The sequence below is a fragment of the Nocardia sp. NPDC005745 genome, assembly GCF_040630775.1.
Classification (GTDB): domain Bacteria; phylum Actinomycetota; class Actinomycetes; order Mycobacteriales; family Mycobacteriaceae; genus Nocardia.
In genome coordinates this window covers 22,124-44,190 of sequence record NZ_JBEXYF010000032.1, presented here as the reverse complement: position 1 = coordinate 44,190, position 22,067 = coordinate 22,124, and the positions used below count along the sequence as shown (strand labels likewise).

Annotated in this window: 24 protein-coding genes; 10 read left to right on the top strand and 14 right to left on the bottom strand. The window is 68.5% G+C overall.

All coding sequences use genetic code 11. The features are described 5' to 3' along the window. Nucleotides 1–51: 51 nt before the first annotated feature. Nucleotides 52–1,950: a translational GTPase TypA gene (gene typA, locus ABZ420_RS27615; RefSeq protein ID WP_040869525.1), complete on the bottom strand. Its 1,899-nt coding sequence runs from the start codon at nt 1,948–1,950 to the stop codon at nt 52–54. A gap of 233 nt (nt 1,951–2,183) precedes the next feature. Here typA and ABZ420_RS27610 point away from each other — a divergent pair, with 233 nt between their 5' ends. Continuing rightward, nucleotides 2,184–2,360, top strand: coding sequence for a hypothetical protein (locus ABZ420_RS27610; protein ID WP_085994939.1), 177 nt, complete (start codon nt 2,184–2,186; stop codon nt 2,358–2,360). A gap of 51 nt (nt 2,361–2,411) precedes the next feature. Next, complete coding sequence (locus ABZ420_RS27605) at nt 2,412–2,711, top strand: 4a-hydroxytetrahydrobiopterin dehydratase (RefSeq protein ID WP_357128462.1); 300 nt, start codon at nt 2,412–2,414, stop codon at nt 2,709–2,711. 7 nt (nt 2,712–2,718) lie between these two features. Here ABZ420_RS27605 and ABZ420_RS27600 read toward each other — a convergent pair whose 3' ends face one another. Next, the gene (locus ABZ420_RS27600; RefSeq protein WP_357128566.1) at nt 2,719–3,948 is read right to left on the bottom strand and encodes a mannosyltransferase; all 1,230 of its coding nucleotides are present in this window, start codon (nt 3,946–3,948) and stop codon (nt 2,719–2,721) included. A 321-nt stretch (nt 3,949–4,269) separates the two neighbouring features. Here ABZ420_RS27600 and ABZ420_RS27595 point away from each other — a divergent pair, with 321 nt between their 5' ends. Both ABZ420_RS27595 and ABZ420_RS27590 read left to right on the top strand, forming a co-directional pair. Further along, nucleotides 4,270–5,070, top strand: a complete 801-nt coding sequence (locus ABZ420_RS27595; RefSeq protein ID WP_357128459.1) for a hypothetical protein — start codon at nt 4,270–4,272, stop codon at nt 5,068–5,070. A 129-nt stretch (nt 5,071–5,199) separates the two neighbouring features. After that, the gene (locus ABZ420_RS27590; RefSeq protein WP_062974541.1) at nt 5,200–5,559 is read left to right on the top strand and encodes a hypothetical protein; all 360 of its coding nucleotides are present in this window, start codon (nt 5,200–5,202) and stop codon (nt 5,557–5,559) included. Between the two features lie 111 nt (nt 5,560–5,670). On the opposite strand, the gene ABZ420_RS27585 is transcribed toward ABZ420_RS27590, so the two are convergent. The 3 genes from ABZ420_RS27585 to ABZ420_RS27575 form a co-directional block, all read right to left on the bottom strand. Beyond that, nucleotides 5,671–6,384 (bottom strand): DUF1906 domain-containing protein, encoded by a 714-nt coding sequence (locus tag ABZ420_RS27585; RefSeq protein WP_357128456.1) that lies wholly within the window; start codon nt 6,382–6,384, stop codon nt 5,671–5,673. Nucleotides 6,385–6,560: 176 nt separating this feature from the next. Then, nucleotides 6,561–7,688, bottom strand: coding sequence for a hypothetical protein (locus ABZ420_RS27580; protein WP_357128453.1), 1,128 nt, complete (start codon nt 7,686–7,688; stop codon nt 6,561–6,563). A 230-nt stretch (nt 7,689–7,918) separates the two neighbouring features. After that, nucleotides 7,919–8,536: a CHAP domain-containing protein gene (locus tag ABZ420_RS27575; RefSeq protein WP_357128450.1), complete on the bottom strand. Its 618-nt coding sequence runs from the start codon at nt 8,534–8,536 to the stop codon at nt 7,919–7,921. 182 nt (nt 8,537–8,718) lie between these two features. Between ABZ420_RS27575 and ABZ420_RS27570 the strand changes: the two genes are divergently transcribed. From ABZ420_RS27570 to ABZ420_RS27555, 4 genes are read left to right on the top strand one after another with little or no spacing between them, the layout of a single operon-like run. Further along, complete coding sequence (locus ABZ420_RS27570; RefSeq protein WP_357128563.1) at nt 8,719–9,369, top strand: ABC transporter permease; 651 nt, start codon at nt 8,719–8,721, stop codon at nt 9,367–9,369. Next, nucleotides 9,362–10,561, top strand: coding sequence for an ABC transporter ATP-binding protein (locus ABZ420_RS27565; RefSeq protein ID WP_357128447.1), 1,200 nt, complete (start codon nt 9,362–9,364; stop codon nt 10,559–10,561). The genes ABZ420_RS27570 and ABZ420_RS27565 overlap by 8 nt, the downstream gene beginning before the upstream one ends. Continuing rightward, nucleotides 10,558–11,322, top strand: a complete 765-nt coding sequence (locus ABZ420_RS27560) for an ABC transporter permease (RefSeq protein WP_357128444.1) — start codon at nt 10,558–10,560, stop codon at nt 11,320–11,322. The genes ABZ420_RS27565 and ABZ420_RS27560 overlap by 4 nt, the downstream gene beginning before the upstream one ends. After that, entirely contained in the window at nt 11,319–12,293 is a 975-nt protein-coding gene (locus ABZ420_RS27555) for a glycine betaine ABC transporter substrate-binding protein (RefSeq protein ID WP_357128441.1), read from the top strand. Before ABZ420_RS27560 ends, ABZ420_RS27555 begins: the two co-directional genes overlap by 4 nt. A 60-nt stretch (nt 12,294–12,353) precedes the next feature. On the opposite strand, the gene ABZ420_RS27550 is transcribed toward ABZ420_RS27555, so the two are convergent. After that, nucleotides 12,354–12,995: a TIGR03086 family metal-binding protein gene (locus ABZ420_RS27550; protein ID WP_357128438.1), complete on the bottom strand. Its 642-nt coding sequence runs from the start codon at nt 12,993–12,995 to the stop codon at nt 12,354–12,356. Between the two features lie 89 nt (nt 12,996–13,084). Here ABZ420_RS27550 and ABZ420_RS27545 point away from each other — a divergent pair, with 89 nt between their 5' ends. Beyond that, nucleotides 13,085–14,056, top strand: coding sequence for a WYL domain-containing protein (locus tag ABZ420_RS27545; RefSeq protein ID WP_357128435.1), 972 nt, complete (start codon nt 13,085–13,087; stop codon nt 14,054–14,056). Between the two features lie 374 nt (nt 14,057–14,430). Here the strand turns inward: ABZ420_RS27545 and ABZ420_RS27540 are convergent, their stop codons facing one another. Continuing rightward, the gene (locus ABZ420_RS27540; RefSeq protein ID WP_357128432.1) at nt 14,431–15,885 is read right to left on the bottom strand and encodes an MFS transporter; all 1,455 of its coding nucleotides are present in this window, start codon (nt 15,883–15,885) and stop codon (nt 14,431–14,433) included. A gap of 71 nt (nt 15,886–15,956) precedes the next feature. Between ABZ420_RS27540 and ABZ420_RS27535 the strand changes: the two genes are divergently transcribed. After that, nucleotides 15,957–16,439 (top strand): MarR family winged helix-turn-helix transcriptional regulator, encoded by a 483-nt coding sequence (locus ABZ420_RS27535; protein ID WP_357128429.1) that lies wholly within the window; start codon nt 15,957–15,959, stop codon nt 16,437–16,439. 120 nt (nt 16,440–16,559) lie between these two features. Here the strand turns inward: ABZ420_RS27535 and ABZ420_RS27530 are convergent, their stop codons facing one another. From ABZ420_RS27530 to ABZ420_RS27500, 7 genes are all read right to left on the bottom strand, one after another. Next, nucleotides 16,560–17,144, bottom strand: coding sequence for an NAD(P)H-dependent oxidoreductase (locus ABZ420_RS27530; RefSeq protein ID WP_357128427.1), 585 nt, complete (start codon nt 17,142–17,144; stop codon nt 16,560–16,562). An 80-nt stretch (nt 17,145–17,224) separates the two neighbouring features. Further along, complete coding sequence (locus ABZ420_RS27525; protein WP_040869544.1) at nt 17,225–17,596, bottom strand: hypothetical protein; 372 nt, start codon at nt 17,594–17,596, stop codon at nt 17,225–17,227. An 11-nt stretch (nt 17,597–17,607) separates the two neighbouring features. Continuing rightward, nucleotides 17,608–18,084, bottom strand: a complete 477-nt coding sequence (locus ABZ420_RS27520; RefSeq protein WP_245549078.1) for a roadblock/LC7 domain-containing protein — start codon at nt 18,082–18,084, stop codon at nt 17,608–17,610. Further along, nucleotides 18,081–18,911 (bottom strand): hypothetical protein, encoded by an 831-nt coding sequence (locus ABZ420_RS27515; RefSeq protein ID WP_357128423.1) that lies wholly within the window; start codon nt 18,909–18,911, stop codon nt 18,081–18,083. The genes ABZ420_RS27520 and ABZ420_RS27515 overlap by 4 nt, the downstream gene beginning before the upstream one ends. Continuing rightward, nucleotides 18,901–19,293 carry a hypothetical protein gene (locus ABZ420_RS27510; RefSeq protein ID WP_357128420.1) on the bottom strand — a complete coding sequence of 131 codons (393 nt, stop codon included), beginning with the start codon at nt 19,291–19,293 and terminating at the stop codon, nt 18,901–18,903. Before ABZ420_RS27510 ends, ABZ420_RS27515 begins: the two co-directional genes overlap by 11 nt. A gap of 430 nt (nt 19,294–19,723) precedes the next feature. Further along, nucleotides 19,724–20,065 (bottom strand): hypothetical protein, encoded by a 342-nt coding sequence (locus ABZ420_RS27505; protein WP_357128418.1) that lies wholly within the window; start codon nt 20,063–20,065, stop codon nt 19,724–19,726. A gap of 51 nt (nt 20,066–20,116) precedes the next feature. Continuing rightward, the gene (locus ABZ420_RS27500; protein WP_357128415.1) at nt 20,117–22,066 is read right to left on the bottom strand and encodes a VWA domain-containing protein; all 1,950 of its coding nucleotides are present in this window, start codon (nt 22,064–22,066) and stop codon (nt 20,117–20,119) included. Between the last annotated feature and the right edge of the window lies 1 nt (nt 22,067).

The following is a 22,067-nucleotide window of genomic DNA, read 5'->3' as shown; positions in this document are numbered from 1 at the left end:
GGAACGGATCCGGCGTCCCGCGGACACCGAATCCCGTTCCGTCGGAGCTGATTACAGCGCCGCGCGGTCCCGCGCCTTGCGCCGGGACAGTTCCCGCGCACGTTCGTTCTGCCCGAGGGTCACCTTGCGGATCCGGACCACTTCCGGGGTGACCTCCACGCACTCGTCGGCGGCGCAGAACTCCATGGCGGCTTCGAGATCCAGTTGCAACGGCTTGGCCAGGGTCTCGATCACGTCGGCGGTCGAGCTGCGCATATTGGTCAGCTTCTTCTCCCGCGTGACGTTGATGTCGAGATCCTCCGCGCGCGGGTTGAGGCCGACGACGTGTCCCTCGTAGGTGTCCGCGCCGGGCTCCACGAAGAACTGCCCGCGGTCGGCGAGCTGGATCATGGCGAACGGCGTCACCGTGCCCGACCGGTCGGAGACCAGCGAGCCGGTGTGCCGGGCGCGGATCTCGCCCGCCCACGGCGCGTAGCCGTGCGACACGGCGTTGGCGATGCCGGTGCCGCGGGTCTCGGTGAGGAAGTCGGTGCGGAAGCCGATCAGACCACGCGAGGGAACGATGAACTCCATCCGCACCCAGCCCGCGGCGTGGTTGCTCATCTGCACCATCTTGCCCTTGCGCGCGGCCAGCAACTGGGTGATCGCGCCGAGGTACTCGTCGGGGCAGTCGATGGTCAGCTCTTCGTACGGCTCGTGCACCTTGCCGTCGACCTGCTTGGTGACCACCTGCGGCTTGCCGACGGTCAGCTCGAAGCCCTCGCGGCGCATGGTCTCCACCAGGATGGCCAGCGCCAGCTCACCGCGGCCCTGCACCTCCCAGGCGTCCGGGCGGCCGATGTCGAGCACGCGCAGCGACACGTTGCCGACCAACTCCTGGTCCAGGCGCGATTTCACCATGCGGGCGGTCAGCTTGTGGCCCTGCACCCGGCCGACCAGCGGCGAGGTGTTGGTGCCGATGGTGACCGAGATGGCGGGCTCGTCGACGGTGATGCGCGGCAGCGCGACCGGATCGTCGATGTCGGCGAGGGTGTCGCCGATCATGATCTCCGGGATGCCCGCGATGGCGACGATGTCGCCCGCCACGGCGACCTCACCCGGCTGACGCTCCACGCCGATGGTCTGCAGCAGCTCGGTGATCTTCACCTGCTTGACGCCGTCGGCGTGCATCCACGCGACGTTCTGCCCCTTGCGCAGTTCGCCGTTGTGGATGCGGACCAGCGCGAGACGGCCGAGGAAGGCCGAGGCGTCCAGGTTGGTGACGTGCGCCTGCAGCGGCGCGGTCGGATCACCCTTCGGCGCCGGGATGTACTCCAGCAGCACGTCGAACAGCGCGTCGAGGTTCTCCGCGGCCGGGGCGTTGCCGTTCTCCGGACGCTCCTTGGACGCCTTGCCCTCTCGCCCGGAGGCGTACAGCACCGGAAGGTCGAGCGCGAGCTCGGCGGCTTCGGCGGCGGCGTCGTCCAGATCGGAGGCCAAGTCGAGCAGCAGGTCGTGACTTTCCTCGACGACCTCCTCGATGCGGGCGTCGGGGCGGTCGGTCTTGTTCACGACCAGGATCACCGGCAACGACGCGGCCAGCGCCTTGCGCAGCACGAACCGGGTCTGCGGCAGCGGGCCCTCGGAGGCGTCCACCAGCAGCACGACACCGTCCACCATGGAAAGGCCGCGCTCGACCTCACCACCGAAGTCGGCGTGGCCCGGGGTATCGATGACATTGATGACGGTGACCGAGCCGTCCGGGTGGTGGCGGTGCACCGCCGTGTTCTTGGCGAGAATGGTGATGCCCTTCTCGCGCTCCAGGTCGCCGGAGTCCATCACTCGATCGACGGGCTCGGCCCGCTCGGCGAAGGCGCCCGACTGGCGCAGCATGGCGTCGACCAGGGTCGTCTTGCCGTGGTCGACGTGGGCCACGATGGCGACGTTGCGAAAATCGCGTGCAGACGACACGCCTGAATCCTCCTGCTGTTTCGGTGTGGGAGCCGATGGTGCTCGGTGTCCTGCGAGAGCGGGACCCCTGCGCGGTTACGCAGGTTGCCGCCTCCGGGTCCTGACGCTCACGCCGGGCTCCTTGCAGACAGGTGGAGAATCGAAACTCACCGGGCATAGCGGCCAGCTACACCCTACCGGCAGTCCGTTCGCGCAAACGTTTCAGGCTTTGTACTTAGGGTACGCTAACCCCCGTGGGCAAGGTCAAAGCAAAGAAGGTTTCGAGCCTGAAACCCAAGAAGAAGTGCTGTCGGAAGAAGACGCGCTGCCTGAAGTGCCCCGTGGTCATCATGCGGATGAAGAAGTGTGAAGCGGCCGGAGTCACCGGCAAGGACCTGAAGAAGGCACTCAAGCAGGCACGCGCGGCCTGACCATCGCCGCCACCTTTCCGGGGCGGCCCGAGGCGAGTAGTAAGGAGTGTTATGGCCCAGCAGACACTGCTCTCCGATATCGAGATCGCCGAGGCCCTCACCGAACTGCCGGACTGGACCAGATCCGGGGACGCACTGGTCCGCACGGTCGAGGCGCCCACCTTTCCCGCGGGCATCGACCTCGTGCGCCGGGTCGCCGAAGTCGCGGAGCAAGCCGACCACCATCCGGACATCGATATCCGCTGGCGCAACGTCACCTTCAGCCTGTCCACCCACTCCGCGGGCGGGCTCACCGCGCTGGATGTCGCCTTGGCGCACCAGATAGATCTGTTGGTAACACGATCCGACTGAATCGCACCTACGCGGTCCGCGCGGAGCCCTCTGTTGTCACGCGCGCTTCGTCATCCGCGCTCGATCCGGCGTACCGGGGTCCGAAACGGATGACCCAGAGATAGAACGCCACGACGCCGAGCACGTCGACGGCGCCGAGCCAGGCCAGCACGCCCGGGCGCGAGATGGTCCAGATCGAATCCTGGAAGAAGGACAACACCCACGGCACGCCGACCAACATGGTCACCAGCCAGTACCCGGCGATGATCCGCGCGCCGGGCGCTCGGCGCAGCGGCCCGTAGACCAGCCAGAGCACGGTCGGCAGCAACCACACCCAGTGATGCGACCACGAGATGGGCGAGACCATCAGCCCGAACAGTTGCACCATGATGAGCGTGCCGAGCCGGTCGTCCGGGCCGAGTGCGCGCCAGGCCAGCAACGCCAGCACCGCGACCACGAGCACGGCCGCGATCCACCACGGCCCGGACTCCACGTCGTAGCCGAGGATCCGGCTGAGTGTGCCGCGCAACGACTGATTCCACACCGACCCCACCGGGCCGATCCGGTCGGCGTCCCCGAGCAGTGTGCCGAAGTACCGGCGCGCCTCGGCGGGTGCGATCAAGAAGCTCAGCCCAACCGTCGCGCCGAAGACCACCGCCGACCACACCACGGTTGCCCAGCGCCCGCGCGCGACAAAGTAGAGGCCGGTGATCGCGGGCGTCAACTTGATGCCCGCGACGATGCCGACGAGTCCGCCGGAGATCCACCACCGCGAACTGCGCACCGCGAGCATCCCGCCCAGCACCAGGAAGACATTGACCTGGCCGTAGTCCATCGTGGTTCGCACCGGTTCCAGCCACAGCCCCAGCGCGGTCCAGCCGACGGTCGCGGCCTGCCACTGCGGCGTCCGCAGCCGCTGCGCACCGAAGATCAGCTCGAGACTGATGTGCATCACCGCGTACAGCGCCGCGGCGATGGCCAGCAGCCAGGCCACAGCGACCACGGTGAACGGCAGGTAGTGCAGCGGGAAGAACACCAGCGCCGCGAACGGCGGATAGGTGAACGGCAACGGGAAGTCCGGGGTCTTCTCCGCGTAGGTGAAGTCGTAGAGCTGATCGGTCAGCAGCGCGGCCGACCCACCGACGTAGACGTGCAGGTCGACGAGGTTCATCCCGTTCGGAGACAGCAGCATCCAGAGCAACCGGGCCAGCACGGACAGGCCCAGCACCGACAAAGCCCATCGGAGGTGACGATTCAAATCGCTGGCTTTCGGCTCGAGTGCGGTGCGTCGGTTCGGCACGCCCGGACTTGGATGTTCTGGCGACAGCGCGGACGGCACCGATTAGATTAACCGCAGCGCGCTTCCGGTCGGCTCCACCCTCGAACCACCGGTAACATTTGCATCAACTTTCACACCAGTAACATCAGGGCGCGGTATGTTCTGCTAACACTGATCGTCCACGGCGCCTTCCGGACGCCGCGGCTGTACACATAGCCGCAATGTCCCTAGAGTGACCCCCGAAACGATGGCTTTTAGCAATCGAACCCAGATGTACCCGAGGTAAGGACGGCCAGACCAGTGCTTCGCACCCGAGGATCGCGGATCGCATTGTCCGCGCTCGCCGTCGCGGCGAGCGCCACGCTCGCCGCGCCGACGACAGCAATCGCGGCCCCCGCGACCGCCCCCGCGGCGCTCACGAACAGCGTTCCCATGGTTCCCGAAGGTGTTCCGGTGGATGCGCTGGCCGCGCTCGCCCCAGCAATCGTCGGCGCCGTCGCGGGCCCGGCGGATATCGCCGCCCCCGGCGGGATCGCCGGCCCGCAGTCGGCCATCCTGGATCAGGCTCGCAAGCTGCTGGCCACCTTGAACCTGCCGCCGCAGATCAAGTCGACACTGGAACGGATCATCACCTTCCTGGACGGCAGCGGCGGCGGTGGTCCCGAGGTGCCGCAGGACGGCCCGGCGATCGCGCAGTTCCTGTACCCGACCATCGGCAAGGGTTGCATCGGCCCGAGCGCCGACTCGGTGGGCACCGCCCTGGCCGTTCCCGGCCCGGCCACGCTGCCGCCGCCCGGCCCGAGCGCCGGTCAGACCGGGTTCGTCTTCACCGCGCTCGGCACCAAGTCGCCGACGCCGGTGCAGAATCCGCCGATGACGGTGCAGTGGCTGAACCTGGACACCCGTCAGTCCGGCGTCCTGCCGCTGACCGACGAGGCCAAGATCAACCCGGACGGCCCCGCGACGCTGTCCGCGATCGCCGACACGGGCTTCGGCCGCGTCGTCGCGGTCGTCTCCGGCTCGCTGACCACGAAGTCCGGTGACGACGAGGCGCGGACCTGCTCGTTCCTGCCGACGCTCGGATTCTTCACCGTAGGCTGAGCTTTCGATCGAGGGCGGCGACTCCATCGGGGTCGCCGCCCGCGGTCGTTCCGGGGAAGCCCGCGACAACCTCGACCGGATCCGCCGCGCCGCCCCACGAGCCGTCCGGACTGTGGTAGACCGCTAAGTATGGCGACCATCGATCATTCGATACGCACGGCACATTCGATCCGTAGCAGACGCTCGCATCGCTCGATCCTGTCTTTCCGCTCGGAGGGGTCGATCCTGTCCATCGGGTCGGCCTACTCGGTCCTGTCCATCGGCAGTGTGGGTTCGGTGCTGTCGATCGGGTCCGTGGGCTCGGTCGGGTCGGCGATCTCCTCGTTCTCGTTCGCCAGCCTCGGTTCCGCGTTCTCCGGCCTGTCCCGGTGGTCGCTGTTCTCCTGGCTCGGCAACCACGAAGCCCCGGACAGCCGCCCCACCCTGCGCGTCGTCCCGGACGACGAACCCGACCTGCGCGTCACCCCGATAAGCCACTGCCAGACCTAGTATCTGTCGGCGCCTGCGGCGCTGGGTGTTCGCATGCTCGGTCTCGCTTCGCTCGGAACCTGGAGCCGGGCTGATGTGGTCGCGCCGGCTGGATGGGAGTACGGCTGCTTTTCACCACTGCCCGTACTCGGGTGTGAGCACGTTGTTCACATCGATCCCCACCCCATCGATGGACTGCTTGTCGATCTCGAACTGGTGCAGGTGGGCGGCCGGGTGCACGAAGCCTTTAGGTGTGCCCCAGTTGTGCTGCCAGTACCAGGCGCCCAATCCCGCGGTGCGGGCCAGTTCGATGGTCGGGGTGTTCGCGTAGACGCCGGTGTTCTCCCGACCGAGCACGGCCTGCCAGCCCAGCAGGTACGGCGCGATCATGGTGGCGAAGTCGACCGCGGAGGGGTTGTCGTCGATAGACGCGTAGATGGGCACGTTGTCCGGACCACCGGCGGCGCGGTGCAACGCGAGCCCGCGCTCGGCGTGCCGTTTGCCCGCTTCCAGCCCCCCGCGCCAGTCCGCTGTCGGGCCCTTGCCGAATTGGTAGCACGAGACGATCTGCAGACCGGCCGCTTTGAGATCGTCGACTTCGGCGGATCGCAGCGGTTTTCCAGCCATCCACTCCGCGCCCGGCCTGCGGTCGGACACGTAACGGATCACGCCGACATGTCCGGCGTCGCGGATCGCCGCGGCCGAGGGGACGCCACCCGCGTAATCGATCAGGGTGCCGAGCGAGGGCCGCGCGGCGGCGGGAGCTGCCGCGGCGGTGACACCGACCACAGCCGCCGCGGCCGCGTAGGCGAACAGATCACGCCGGGACACCGGAATGGAACGCATCGTCGACTCCTTCGCGCAACCCTGACCTGGAAGAGCAGCGTGCCCGGCGCACCTTCCCCAAATCACCGCGCGCCGGGAGCCTCGAACGTGAACTCATTTCACCACATTCACATCAGAACCGCTAGACCCAGGAGAAACACGTTTCACATTCGCCACACCAGCCGCAGGTGATCGGGTCAGGCGACGCCGTCGATCCGAGCGGCCACGTCGATGGTGCGCATCGCGGGATCGGCCAGTTCTCTACGGATCACCGCCGCCACCTGTGCGACGACCTGTTTCTTTATCCCGGCGAGCGCACCGAGGGCGGCCGCCCGAGCACCTCGCGCGGCGAACTCCATCCGGATGTCGGCGGGGACCGGCGGCGGCACGTCGATCACCACGCGCAAGGGGTCGGCGGCGCGGGCGGTGAGCGCCAACGGCACCTCGACGTCGGCGCGATAGCGATTGGCTTTCAGCACGTCCACCGTGATGTCCAGGCTTACCGGCAGCATCAGGTCGAAAGCGACCGGATCCGCCGACCGGTCCGCAAGCCGCGGCATGCGGACCGCTCCGCGAACGGTCACGACGGCACTGGCGCGCGGCCCCGTCCGCAGCGGCCCGACTTCGATCGGCCTGCCCGCCAACCGTTCGACCACGTCGGACACCCGTTCGCGCGTCACGATGCGGGAGAAGAACCGATGCCCGAACTCGTCGTAACCGATCCAGTCGAACGCGATCCGATCCCGGTGCGGCGAGCGTTTACCGGCCACCATGGCCTCGACGTCGAACACCAGGTTCCGGCGGGTCTGCGGATCGGCCAGCATGGCGTTCACCCGGGACGCGACCTCCCGCTGCACCACCCCCGCGATGGGGTCGAGCAGCCATTCCCATGCCGACTCCACCGCTTGGGCGCGCAGGACGAAGCTGATGTCACGCTGGGTGATCGGCGGGATGTCGATGACGATGAGCACGGGCTCGGCGGTACGGGCGTGCAGCGTCAGATCGATCTCGACCCTGGCCTCCAGCCGCAGTTTCCGGCCACCGAGCAGCACTTTGAGGGTGAGCGACACCGGGACGGTCACGGCGAAGGTCACCGGGGGGCCGCTGTGCAGGACGCGCGGGGTGCCGACCTTGCCCTCGGCGACGAAACCCGCGAGTCCGGCCGGGCCGATCGAGACCGGGCCGATGGTCAGGCCGCGGCCCGTCATACCGGAGATGGCGGATTCGATGCGAGCGGCGTTCACGGCGTGCGCGACGAAACGCTCGCCGAACTCGGCGTAGTCGATCCAGGCTGGCGCACTACTCGATTCGTCGGTCGGATGCATCAGTAGTTCCGGAACCCTCACCTCTCGATGGACACCCGACACGGTACGCGACCGATCTTGTCCCGCCCCGGAACGCGCTGATCGGCCCGGGATCCCCGTCCTGCCGATGAGGGGGAAGCAGGGCGGGGACCGGCGGCGGCGCTGCCGGGCGCCGCCGTCTCCATCGTAGGACCATCCGGCACGCCGTTTCACCCGCATATCGGACAGATTCCGCTCCGCGGGAGTGATCTTCACAATCGCCCGAGACCGACCACTCCCGTCACGTCGTCCAGCGTGAAGCGGTGGATCCGGATCCCGCCGTACTCGTTGCCACCGATCGTGGTCACCTGCCCGCCATCGGCCCGCAGGACGATGTTCGTGTGCTGCCCGAACGGACTGGACTCCTGGTACAGCAGCACGTCACCGGTCCGCGGTCGATAGCCCGAGCCGATCGGTTCGAACCGGCCGACGCTCTCGTAGTACTCCTGCAACGTATAGACACCCGGAATCCGCCAGGAGCCCGAATTGGGGTTGGCCAGCGCCACACCCGCCTCGCGCAGCACCCAGCTGACGAAATCGGCGCACCACGCCTCCTCGACGCCTTCCGCGTATTTCGTGCCCGCGCCCGGATCGGCGAACTCGCGCTCGGCGATCGCGACGATTCCGGCCTGGGTTGCGTCGAGCGCCGAACGGTCCAGCGCGGGGAACTCGGTGAGACGCTCGCCCACGACCGCTCCGCGGTCGGCGCGGTCCTGCCACCAGAGGGCCCCGGTGATCCCGGCGCCGACCACACCGAGCAGCACCAATGCGAGCGCGATCCACCGCCCTGATCGCCATCCCGGCCGCTGTGCCATCGCTCCCCCGTTCATTTGTGTGATGCTGTTGTCGAGCCTATGGAATTCGACGCGCGAGGGCGCGCGACGGTTCCCGGCGCCATCCGTCCGGTTCTCGCTGACCGAGCCGGAGGCAACCCGTACGAGCCGAAATCGCGTACGGCATCGGCGAAACCGCGCTAGTCTCCCGAGAGGCCGGCCGATGGGGAGGTACCGCCCTGGACACGCTGTGGACATTCATCGTGCACCGGCGGCATCAGTTGCTGGTCGACTCCTATCTGCACGTCTCGGCCGTGGTGCAATCGGTGCTGCTGGCCACGGCGGTCTCGGTGCTGATCGGGGTGCTGGTCTACCGCAGCCCGTTCGGCTCCTCGATCGCCTCCGCGCTGGCGGGCGCGGTGCTCACCGTTCCGTCGTTCGCGCTGCTGGGCCTGCTGATCCCGATCCTCGGCCTGGGTGTCGCGCCGACGATCACCGCGCTCGTGGTGTACGCACTGCTGCCGATTCTGCGCAACACCATCATCGGGCTCGCCTCGGTGGACCCGGCCGTGACCGATGCGGCCCGCGGGGTCGGGATGAACCGGCTCCGGGTGCTCACCCGGATCGAATTGCCGCTGGCCTGGCCTGCGATCCTGACCGGAATGCGGGTGAGCACGCAACTGATCATGGGAATTCTCGCCCTCGCCGCGTACGCCAAGGGCCCCGGGCTCGGCAACCTGATCTTCTCCGGTCTCGCGCGCCTCGGCAGCCCGAACGCGGTGCCGCAGGCCCTGGTCGGCACGCTCCTCGTCGTCGTGCTCGCACTCGCACTCGACGCGATCTACGTCCTGATCGGACGGCTCACCACCCCGAGGGGAATCCGTGACTGAGACCGAAACCCGCGACGGCTCCGCGAGATCCGTCGTCTCCGGCGTCGAGATCGTGCTGCATTCGGTGACCAAACATTATCCGGGGCAGCGTGATCCGGCCGTCGACAGCGTCTCGCTCACCATCCCGGCCGGTGAGATCGTGGTCCTGGTGGGACCGTCCGGCTGCGGCAAGACCACCACCATGCGGATGATCAACCGGTTGATCGAGCCCACCTCGGGCACCATCACGATCGATGGGCGCGACGCGGCCACGATCCATCCCGACCGATTGCGCCGCGGCATCGGATATTCGATCCAGCAAGCGGGATTGTTCCCGCATCTGACCGTCGCGAAGAACGTCGCGACCGTGCCGGGCCTGATCGGCTGGGACCGGCGGCGCATCGCGGCACGGGTCGACGAGATGCTGGAACTGGTCGGCCTCGACCCGGACACCTTCCGCGACCGCTATCCCCGCCGGTTGTCCGGCGGGCAGCAGCAGCGCGTCGGTGTGGCGAGGGCGCTGGCGGCCGACCCGCCCGTCCTGTTGATGGACGAGCCGTTCGGCGCGGTCGATCCGATCACCCGCGGCTCGCTGCAGAACGAGCTGCTGCGCCTGCAAGGCGAACTCGGCAAGACGATCGTCTTCGTCACCCACGATTTCACGGAGGCGGTCAAGCTCGGCGATCGCATCGCCGTGCTGGGCGACAAGTCCCGGATCCTGCAATACGACACGCCCGCGGCGATCCTGGCCGACCCCGCCGACGAGACGGTCGCCGGCTTCGTCGGCGCGGACGCCTCGCTCAAACAGCTCACATTGACCCGGGTCGGGGACGTCGAACTCGGCGACTGTCCCACCGCCACCGAGGAGGACCCGGCCGGCACGCTGCGCGCCGCGCTCGCGGACCGGGACCGGCCGTGGGCGCTGGTGCTGGACGGTCAGGGCCGTCCACTCCGCTGGGTCTCGGCCGAGCACCTGGCGCACGCCGACGCACTGCGCGGCCTCGGATCACCGGTGCCGGAGACGTTGTCGCTGAGATCGACGCTGCAGGACGCGCTGGAAGCCCTGCTGACGCATCAGAACGCGACCGCGGTCGTGACCGGACCGCGCGGCGAGTACGTCGGCCTGATCACCATCGACACGCTGATCGGCCACCTGTCGGCCCTGCGCGCCGAACACGGAGCGGACGGCGCCGCACGGGACGGGGCGCCATGACCACCGCCATCGCGTCACCCGCCGCCCAGCGCAGGGCCGAGCGCATCCGTTTGCTCGTGCAGCCCGTGCTCGTGCTCGTGCTCACCGCCGGTGTGCTGGTGTGGGCGTTCGCCCGCGAACTCACCGTCACGCAGCGAGCGAGCCTGAACGCGGGCAACGTCGCGACCGTCACCTGGCAGCACGTGGTGATCACCGGGACCGTGGTGCTGATCGTGCTCGCGGTGGGCGTCCCGCTGGGCACCCTGCTCACGAGACCGGGATTCCGGCGCCTCACACCGATCTTCGTAGGCATCGCGAACATCGGCGCGGCCGCTCCGGCCATCGGGCTGATCGTGCTGTTCTATCTGGCCACCCGGACCACCGGCTTCTGGATCGGCGTGGCGCCGATCGCGTTCTACTCGCTGCTTCCGGTGCTGCGCAACACCATCCTGGGCTACCAGCAGGTGGACCGGACGCTCATCGATGCGGGCCGCGGTCAGGGGATGTCGGCCGTGACGGTCCTGCGCCGCATCGAATTCCCGCTCGCGGTGCCCTACATCCTGGCCGGGTTGCGCACCTCGCTGGTGCTCGCCGTCGGCACGGCGACGCTGTCGTTCCTGGTGAGCGCGGGCGGGCTCGGCATTCTGATCGACACCGGCTACAAACTGCGCGACAACGTCACCCTGGTGGTCGGCGCGGTGCTCGCGGTGGCACTGGCCCTGCTGGTGGATTGGCTCGGTGCGCTCGCCGAAGAATTCCTCGGGCCCAGGGGGCTGAAATGACGCGGGCGTGGCGCGCGCTCGCTCTGGGGCTGGGGTTGGCGCTGGTGGCCGCCTGCGGGCTGCAATCCGGCGGCGCGGTGCCGCTGCGGGTGGGGCCGGGCAGCATCCGCCCGATCCCCGCACTGGACGGTGTGCCGGTCACGGTGGGCTCCAAAGACTTCACCGAACAGAACATCCTCGGGTATCTCATCGAGTTCGCCCTGACCGCGGCCGGCGCCGAGGTCCGCGACCTGACCAACATCCAGGGTTCCAACAGCGTGCGTGACGCCCAGCTGCACGGGCAGATCGACATCGCCTACGAATACACCGGCACCGGCTGGATCAACTATCTCGGCAACGAGAAGCCGGTGCCCGACGAGATCGGCCAGTTCGAGGCGGTGCGGGACGCCGACCTCGCCGAGCACGGCATGGTGTGGACCGCGATGGCGCCGATGAACAACACCTACGCGCTGGTGATGAGCGCGCGGACCGCGCAGGAGACCGGCGTGCGCACGCTGTCGGACTACGCCGCGCTGGCCGCCGCCGATCCGGCCGCCGCGGCCATCTGCGTCGGCACCGAATTCAACGTCCGCCAGGACGGATTCCCCGGACTCGTCCGCAAGTACGAGATCGACGCGGGCAAGGTGCGCAAGCAGATCGTGCAGGACGCGGTGGTCTATCAGGCGACCGCGGACGGCAGACAGTGCCGTTTCGGCTCGGTCGCCGCCACCGACGGGCGCATCCCGGCATTGAATCTGGTCCTGCTACAGGACGATCGCGGGTTCTTCCCGAAGTACAACGCCGCGCTGGTGATGCGCGAGAGTTTCGCCGACGAGCATCCGGAGGTGGCCGAGATCATGACGCCGATCTCGCAGCGCCTCACCAACGAGACCATCACCGAACTCAACCGTCAGGTCGACGTGGACGGGCGCGAACCGGCGGAGGTTGCCCGGGACTGGATGGTCGCCCAGGGGTTCGTCACCGCGCGTTGAAGCCGTGATTCACCAGGGCGTGCGCGTGAGCGACGGGCCCCGCCGGAGCCGGCGCAACGCTCAGCGCGGCTCGCGCCCCAGGTACCGCAGCAGATCACCGACGGCGTCGCCGGACGGACCGTCGACGATCGCGGCATAGGCCCCCCACTGGCGCAGCGGTTCGACGATCTCCGCCGTCTCGCCGCTGCCGGGCGCCGGGTGGCCGGCCCGGGCGGCGGCGAGCAGATGGGTGGCCAGCTCATCGGTCAACGGCGATGCCTGGCCGGTGGCGATCGCGATGTCCCAGGCGTGGACCGCGGCGTCCAGCGCGCACATCACCGCGGCCACCGGAGTGGCGAGCGCGCCGTGCGGCAACGGCGTCGGCACCGTCTCGGTGGCGTCGTCCACGGTGCTCCAGGCGAGGGCGGTCTGCTCGATCGCCCCGCGCACCAACTCCGCGGGGGCACCGTCGACCGCGCCGGACGGCTCGAACGGGTTGTAGGCCGGACCGTCGCCGATGCCGAGGGACTCGGCGAACGCCAGCTGGTCACCGGCGGCGTGCTGGACGACCTGCGTCACATCCCATTCCGAGCACGGGGTCGGCAGATGCCACTGATCGGCCCGCACACCGGCGACGACGCTCTCCAGTGCGCGGTAGGAATCGGCGAGCACGCCGCGCCAGACGGGGCGCAGAGTCGTGGCGGCGGTGGTGGTGGCGTTCATGTCGGTGCCCTTCGGTCGTTTTTCGGTGCTGACATAAGCCTATGCGGGCATTAGGCTATTTTTGTTCCTATTTGACCCGGGAGGAAAAAGTGGCCTCGACCACTCCGCGACTGCTGCGGTTGCTCGCGTTACTGCAAGACCGCGCGCACACCGGACGCGAACTGGCCGAGCGTCTCGGCGTCACCGATCGCACTCTGCGGCACGACATCCAGCGCCTGCGCGAGCTGGGCTACCCGGTGCACGCCGAACGCGGCGCCATCGGCGGCTACCGGCTCGGCCGCGGCGCGACCATGCCGCCTCTGCTGCTTGACGACGACGAAGCGGTGGCCGTCGCCGTCGCGGTCGGACTCGCCGAGGACGGCTCCACCGGCATCGCGGACATCGCCGCGCACGTCACCAAAGCACTGGGCAAACTGGATCAGATCCTGCCGAAACGCTTGCAGCGCAAGGTGTCCGCGTTGCGTGACGCGACGGCGATCGGCCCGGCAACCACCGGATCGCGCGAGCCGGACGCGCCGGTACCCGCCGCAGTGCTCACCACCCTGGCCGGGGCCATCCGCGACGGCGCGACGGTCCGGATCGCCGAAGCCGGGACCGACGCGTCTATCGAGGTGGAGCCGTACCGGCTGATCAACTGGCAGCGCCGCTGGTATCTGGTCGCCTACAGCCTGGAAGACCATACCTGGCGCGCGATCCCGGTGGCCCGGATCAGCCACGCCGAGGGCGGTTCCCGCCGCTTCGCCGCACGCTCGCTTCCGGATGACGATCTGGTCGCCTTCGTCATGCGGCACGTCGCGACAACCGGATGGAAGGTGCAGGCAAGGGTCACCGTGCTCGCGCCCGCCGAGACGGTCATCGCCCGCATCAATCCCGCCGTCGGCGTGGTCGAGGCCGTGGACGCGGACACCTGTGTGCTCTACACCGGCGCGGACGCGCTGGAGACCATCGCGATCTACCTGTCCATGCTGATGATGGATTTCCGCGTCGACGGGCCGCCGGAGCTGGTCGCCCACATCCGTACCCTCGGCCGCCGGTACACCGATGCCGTCGCCGACTCCTGATGCGAACTGATCGGCACTCGACCGACAAGCGCTGCCACGGCACACGGCACACGGCACACGGCACACGGCACACGGCACACGGCACACGGCACACGGCACACGGCACACGGCACACGGCACACGGCACACGAGGATTCGCGCACGAGCCAACCCAACACACTCGCTCACCAAGGAAGTGGGGAGAACCCCTCACAAGCACGAACGAAGCCGTCGGCAGGTGAGCCGCGGGCCATACCGGTGCCCCAACAGCAGCCCGGAGGAACGATTACTGCCGGAGTCGCCACTCGCGCGCAGCCACTCCCGCTGGGACGCGTAGTCACGAACCCGGGTACCGACCCGGCTGAAACCGGGATCGGTACCCAGAACGACAGTGGTCAGGAATGCCCGATGGTGGTAGCGGCGTCGGCGGTCTTGCGCATCGGGATCAACGCGGTCAGGCCGATCGCGACCAGCGCCGCCACCATCGCGATGAGGAAGGTGGTGTGGAACCCGTCGCGCGAGGGCAGCAGGTGCGGGCCCAGCTGCATGGTCATGTGCGCCAGCACCACGCTCATCACCGCCGCGGAGGTCGAGGTGCCGATCGAGCGCATCAGCGAGTTCAGGCCGTTGGCCGCCGCGGTCTCGGTGATCGGCACCGCGCCCATGATCAGCGCGGGCATCGCCGCGTACGCCAGGCCGACGCCGCCCGCGACGATCACCGCGGCGAGCATGATCTCCCAGACGCTGTTCATCAACACCACCGCGCACAGGTACCCGACCGCGATCACCGCCGATCCGAGCGCGAGAGTGACCTTGGGGCCGCGGCTCGCCGACAGCCGCGCCGACACCGGCGACAGCAGCATCATCACGAACCCGGTCGGCGCCAGCGCCAACCCGGCACTGACCATGGACAGCCCGAAGCCGTATCCGGTCCGCTCCGGCGCCATCAGCAGCTGCGGGAAGGTCAGCGACATGCCGTAGAGCGCGAAGCCGACGGCGATCGAGGCCACGTTGGTGAACAGCACCCGCGGCCGCGCCGAGACCCGCAGGTCCACCAGTGGTGAACGCTGCCGCAGTTCGAAAGCGCCCCAGCCGAGGAACACCACAAGAGATACCGCGAACAGGATCAGGATCGGGGCGCTGGCCCAACCCCAGTCCGCGCCCTTGGTGATCGCGATCAGCAGCGCGAGCAGCGCCGCCGACAACCCGATCGCACCGCCGAAGTCGAATCGGGCGGGTGTGCGCACCGGCGACTCCGGCACCAACACGAAAACCACGGCGGCGCACACGACGCCGAGCGCGGCGGACGTCCAGAACAGCACGTGCCAGTTCGCGTTCTGCGCGATGGCCGCCGCGACCGGCAGCCCGATCGCGCCGCCGACGCCGAGCGTGGCGCTCATGATCGCCATCGCGGAACCCACCCGCTCGGCGGGCAATTCGTCCCGCATGATGCTGATGCCCAGCGGAATGGCGCCGACCGCCGCACCTTGCAGCGAGCGGCCGACGATCTCGGGCAGCAGCGTGGAGAACGACGCGCAGACCACCGAACCGGCAACCAGCAGAAGCAGATTGGCGAACAGGATGCGGCGCTTGCCGAACATGTCGCCGAGACGGCCGCTGATCGGCGTCGCCACCGCGCCCGCGAGCAGCGTGGCGGTGACGACCCAGGAGGCGTTGGACGCGGAGGTGTTCAGCAGCGTGGGCAGTGCCGGAATGATCGGAATGACCAGCGTCTGCATGAGCGAGACGACAACACCGACCATGCCGAGCGTCGCGATGAGCAAGGCCGGCGCGGGACGCCGGGCGCCGGAATCAGAGACGGTCGGAGACGCGTCGGCGGTTACTGTCACGTATGTACGGTACATATGGTGTGTATGCTGCACAATTTGGTATCGACGTGATCCTCGCGACATAGTGGGGTATGTCCGATTCCGGTCCCGGCGACGACGCAGCGCTGAGCCGTCTCGTCTTCGAGCTCTCGCTACTGTCCAGGCACTTTCCCGCCGCGCTGCTACGGCGCCCCGGCTTCCAGCTCGACCGCTCGGCGTATCTGATCTTGACCAGGCTGGAATTGGACCACCCGCTGAGTCTGCGCGAGCTGGCCGAAGCGTTCCGGTTGGATATTTCCACGATCAACCGGCAGGTCGCAGCGATGCTCAGGCAAGAGTTGGTCGACCGGGTGCCCGACCCCGACGGGGGCATCGCCCGCAAGATCCGCGCCAGCCCGAAAGGGCTGGAGTCACTGGCCTCCGACCGCGTGCAGAGCCGCCAAGGCATCGGCGCCGTGGTGGCCGACTGGACCGAGGCCGACATCGATCAACTCAGCAAGCTCATCGCGCGCTTCAACCAGTCGGTCGAGGACAAAGAGCACAATCCGTGGCCACGCCCGTCCGACCTCGCGTGACGAACGGTCATGGATCGTCATCCCCGATTACGCCGGTGGGGAAATAGACGGTGGCGCAGCCTGCGGTTGGTCGCCTGACTCCCGAGCACAGCCCGGCGGAGCGAACCGAAGTGTCGAACGTCAAGCGATATAGGGATGTTCGGCTCGTGCCGACCGCAGCGCACGCCCCCACCAGACCAGTCGGCCGAGCAGTTGATCGGCGGCTGACACCGGCATCTCCGGATCGGTCGGCTGCCCTGCGGAGTCGAACCGCCTGCCCGCATCGTGAAAGCTCACCGTGTCGCGCACGGTGACCGCGTGCAGTTCGGCGAACACATGCCTGAGGTGCTCGACCGCGCGCAAGCCGCCGGAGATCCCGCCGTAGGAGACGAATCCCACCGGCTTGGCCCGCCATTCGGTGTAGTGCCAATCGATGGCGTTCTTGACCGACGCCGGATAGCTGTGGTTGTACTCGGGCGTCACCACGACGAAAGCGTCCGCCGCGGCCAGCCGGGGACCTACCGCTGCCAGCGCCCGCGCCGCCTCGGGTCCGGGATGGTGGGAAAGCTGTTCGGGCAGTGGTGTTTCGGCCAGATCGACGACGTCGACGGTGACGTCGTCGCGCCGGTCGGCGTGTTCGGCGAACCAGGTGGCGACGGTCGGGCCGAAACGGCCCGTACGGGTGCTGCCGACGATCACGGCGAGCTGAATCGGGTGGTCGAGCATGGTGGTTCCCTTCGACGCGTGCGTTGCAAACAACAGCGTCGGACCTGAACCACGCTTCAGGTCAAATCGGCGAGCGCCGATCAGACCTCCAGGTCCTCCTCGATGCCCTTCAGGCGGTGCCTGGCCATCGCCAGATTCGCCCGGCCCCGGTCCAGCGCCAAGTAGAGGAACAGGCCCTTGGACTTGCGGCCGGTCATCGGCCGGATGATGTGGTACTGCCCGGACAGCGTGATGAGGATGTCCTCGATGTCCTCCTTGAGCCCCAGCTGGTCCATGGTCCGCATCTTGGCGCGCACCACCTCGGTGTTGCCCGCGCCTGCGACCTGGAGATCCAGGGACTTGGAACTGCCGAGCATGCCCAGTGCCATACCGCTGTTGTAGTCGACCACGGCGGCGCCGATCGCGCCGTCGATCACCATCATGTCTTTGAGGGCCAGATCCATAGTGGACATAAGTGTTCCTTTCAGTGGGTTTTCGTTGTCTGTTCGCTTCGTGCGTCGGTCGCCACCGGCGTCAGCAAGTCGGCGATCGCCCGGGCCGCCGGGCGGGATTCCAGATGCAGCCTGCCGATGTTCACCTCGGGGGCGGCCAGGACGGTCAGCGACGTCCAGCCCGCCGCGTAGATGACCACGTGCCCGCTCGTGCCGTGCACCACCACCTCGCTGAACCCGCCGCCGTGCGCGGTGGTGGCAAGCCGGTGCGACAGCGACAGCTGCGAGGCGGCCATCGCCGCCATCCCGTTCGGCTCGATCTGCGCAGGTAGATCGTGGGCGACGAGCAGCCCGTCGTTGGATGCCACGAGCGCGCCGGTCAGCCGAGGGACGCGATCGCGCAGGGCCTTCAGCTCCAGAAGCACCGCCGCGTTCGGTTCGGGTCCGGACATCGCCACCTTCGTCAACCTTCCCATCACATTGCCGAGCAGTTTCTTCCGCGCGGTCACGCGAGCTCCTCCAAAGCCGCTTGCAGGCGGACGAGCAGGTCCCGGTCCGGCGGTTCCGAACGCTCCGCGACGGGGACCGGCGCCGAGTGCCGCCCACGGCGCCTCGGAAGCCGGCCCGGCTCGGCGCTCACGGCTTCGGCCGCCACGGGCTCCTCGGTCACCGGTTCGGGTGCGACCGGCCGGGCCGCCACCGGGGCGGACGTTCCGGCGGGCGGCTCGATCAGCCCCGCGGCGGTCAAATCCCGCACCGCGACCAGACATCCATAGGTGGTGCGACCCAGTTCGCGGCCGATCCCCGCGACGCTGCGCCGCGCGTCCGCGGCGGCCAGCACCTCGGCCTGCCCCCCGGTGAGCACCAGACGGCGCCGCCGCACCCGGCGCACCGGCACGACCGGGACCCGATCGACCAGGTCCGCGGGCCACGGCCCGGACTCCGGATCGCCGCGCCGCGCGCACTCCTGTACGAGAGCCCGCGGCGTGATGTGGCAGACCGGGGCCAGCCAGTGCGGTGGGGCAGGACGGAACTCCGGGACGGCGGGCGAGGCCAGCAAGAAGTAGGCGGCGTCGAAAACCGACAGCATGGCGAGGGTTTCCAGCCGGGGCCGCCCCAGCACACGGCCGGGATCGCCCGCCCCCGCGCGCCGCCAGTCCTCGGCGGTCGCCACGCCCGCCTCGACGACCAGCCGGTCCAGTCCCGTGGTGCGGCGGCAATCGGCGGAAACGATCGCGCCTTCGGCGAGGTGAAACGCGCCGTCGCCCGCGCGCAGCACGCCCGTACGTCCTTCCTTCTCCAGCCGCCGCAATTCGACCGCGAGTTCAGGACTCATCGGTGTCCTCGGCCAATTCATCGAGAATTCCGCGCAGTTGATATCGCGCCATCGCGAGATTCCCGGTTTCCTCGTCGAACAGCACGTGTACGAAAAGCCGTCCGTCGAAGTCGCCGTTCACCAGGTTCAGCAGGTGGTATCCGCGGGTTCCGCAGATGATGATCTCGGTGACGTCGTCACCGTCGCCGCCGCTCGACAATGCCGGGCAGGCGAGCACCGCGCGCACCACATCCGTTGTGGCGGCGGCATCTTCGTGCTCGTCCAGCACCTCGTGCCTGCCGTCCGCGGCGATCGCCAGACCGCTCGCACCGTCCACCAATGTCACACTGCGCGCACCGGGAATATCCATGATGCGTTTCAGACAACCGTCGATACCGATCACGCGCCACCACTTGTCATGTGAGGGGTTTACGGGTTCCAGACGCTACACACGCGCACCGCACGATGTACAGCAAATCGTGGAGAAATTTCCGGTAAAAAATATTTCCCCTGGCAGCGCGGAGTAAATACCTTTCGGTATTCAATACCTATTGGTATTCAATACCCGTCGGTTTTCTGATCTCGACACGCCGACCCGGCCACAATAAATCCTCGATACGGCCGCTCGACTGCTCCGGTGCCACATTCGCGACACGCCTGCGGCTGCGCACGCACGGGCAGGCATCGCCGAAACCGCACGCCTCCGCCGCCGTGCGCCGCGCACGGAGACGTCCCATGCCGGGAAGACCGGCGCACCGGGCAGGCATCTCGCAGCAATTACAAGATCGGCGATACACCCGCTCGAAGGACCGGGCGGGCTACACCGGACGAAATCAGCCGGCGGTGAGGCCGGTGGAGATCTTGACCACGACCTTGTCGTCGGTCACCTCCTGCACCGCGACGGTGCTTCCGTCGGCGGACCGGGTCTCCCCGACCGGGACCGTGACCTCCTGACCACCCACCGACAGGGTGACCAGGTTGCCGTTCACGTTGATGAGTTTCGCTTCGATGCCCAGGATGCTCGCTTTGGCGTCCACACCGCGGGCGAATGTCACCGTGCAGCCGCTCAGGGCGCAATCGGTCTTCGTACCAGGGCCTTCCGTCGTGCAGGCAGCGACGCCGAGGGGAACCACCAAGGCGAAGAACGACACTGCGACGAGCCGACGAAAAGTCACCCGCTCAGTGTAGGGCCGGCCACCCTCCCTGTCCGCAGCGCCGGTCGCGCCTTACGCCTTACCGCGCAGGTAATCGCTCACCACGGCGGCGCCGAGACCGTCCAGATCCGGCATCACCACGCGGCCGCCGCTGCGGCGGGCCATCAGGTCGACGAACGCGGCCAGGCGCGGGTCCTCCCCGAGCATGAACACCGTCACCGACGCACCCAGCTTGGCCAAGGCGTCGACCTGAGCCATCGTCACGGCCAGCGTGCGCTGCGCGGGCGGCCAATTGAAGTACGTCTGGCCGTCCAGCTCCAGATGAGCGGTCGGCTCGCCGTCGGTGACGACGAGCACGATCGGCACCGCGTCCGGATGCCTGCGCAGGTGCCCCGCGGCGAGCAGCAGCGCGTGGTGCAGATTGGTGCCCTGCTCCCAGACGCCTTCCAGCGCGGTCAATTCGCCGATGTCCACAGTCGTCGCATGCCTGCCGAAAGTGATCACGCTCAGCGCGTCGGAGCGGAACCTGGTGGCGATCAAGTGGTGCAGCGCCAAGGCGGTGCGCTTCATCGGCACCCATCTCCCGTCCTGCACCATCGACCAGGACGTGTCCACGCACAGCGCGACGGCGGCCCTGGACCGCTGCTCGGTCTCCATGATCTCGACATCGGAGACGTCCAGCCGCACACCGCGTTTGCCCGTCGAGGCCGACCGCAGCACGGCGTTGCGGATGGTCCGCGACACGTCCCACGGCTCGGTGTCGCCGAACCGCCAGGCCCGGGAACCGCCGGTCGGCTCACCGGCGGCACCCGCCAGGGCCGTGTCCCGTTCACCGCGACGGGATCGCAAGCGTCCGACGACGTCACGCAGCGCCACCTCGCCGAGCCGGCGCAAAGCCTTGGGCGTCAGTCGAAGCGAACCGTCCTGCGCCCGCTCGAAGATGCCTTGCCTGCGCAATTCGCGCTCCAGTTCGGCCAGCCGGGCGGCATCGACGCTCGCGTCCGCACCGAGGTGGCGGGCCAGCGCGTCCAGGTCGATGTCCTCCAAGCGCGCACCGGCATAGGACTGGCCGAGTTGCTCGGCGAGCGCGTCGAGTTCGGCGAGATCCTGCAGGGCTTGCGCGCCTTCGCCGAGGCCGAGGGGGTCGTCGCCACGGAACCTCCGACCGGAGTTCCAGTCCTCTCCGGGACGCAGCGCCCGCAGATGCGCGTCCAGCGCGGAGACCTGCTGGGCGATCCCCGGATCGCCGAACGCTTGGCCGATCAGCTCGGACAGCTCCGCGCGTTGCTGCTCGGACATCGAGTTCATCATGCGCTGCGCGGCGGCGGCGCGGGCGGCGAGCGCGTCGATCAGTTCCTCGGTGTCGCGCGGATTCTCCGGGAAGAATTCGCCGTGCTCGGCCATGAACTCGGCGAACCGCTGCTCGGTGTCCGCACCCCTGGCGTGGGCGGCCAGCAGGTCGTTCAGGTCGGCCATCATCCGCCGGACCCGCTCCACGTCCTGCGGAGTGGTGTTCTGCAAAGCCTGTTTCATGCCCTGGAAGCGCGATTCCAGCAGTTCGCGGCCGAGCAGGTCACGAATCTTCTGATAGTTGTCGCGGCCGGTCTCCGACCGCCAGGGGTACTCGGCGAGCTCGGTGACGGCGGCGGCCGTGCTCGACGGCAGCGCGTCCAGCTGCGCTTCGGCGAACCTGGCGTCGTCGGAGGGGTCGGGGAACAGGGCGCCGCGCTCGGCTTCCAACGCCTGTTCCAGCAGTTCCCTGACCTGTTGCAGCGTGCCGTCCAGCCGGTGGCTCCTGGCGATCTCCGCGCGGCGCTGCCACAACCGGCGCGTCAGCTCCTCCAGCCCCGGCATGGTGCGGGTGCCGCGCCGCAACAGCTCTTCCAGGGCGTTGCGCGGGGAACTGCCCTCCATGACGTCGCGGCCGATCCGGTCCAGCGCCTCCCGCAGGTCCAGCGGGGGAGCCAACGGATCGGGCCCCTCGTGATAGGGGCCGTAGGAGTAGCGGTCGGGGGTCGTCACG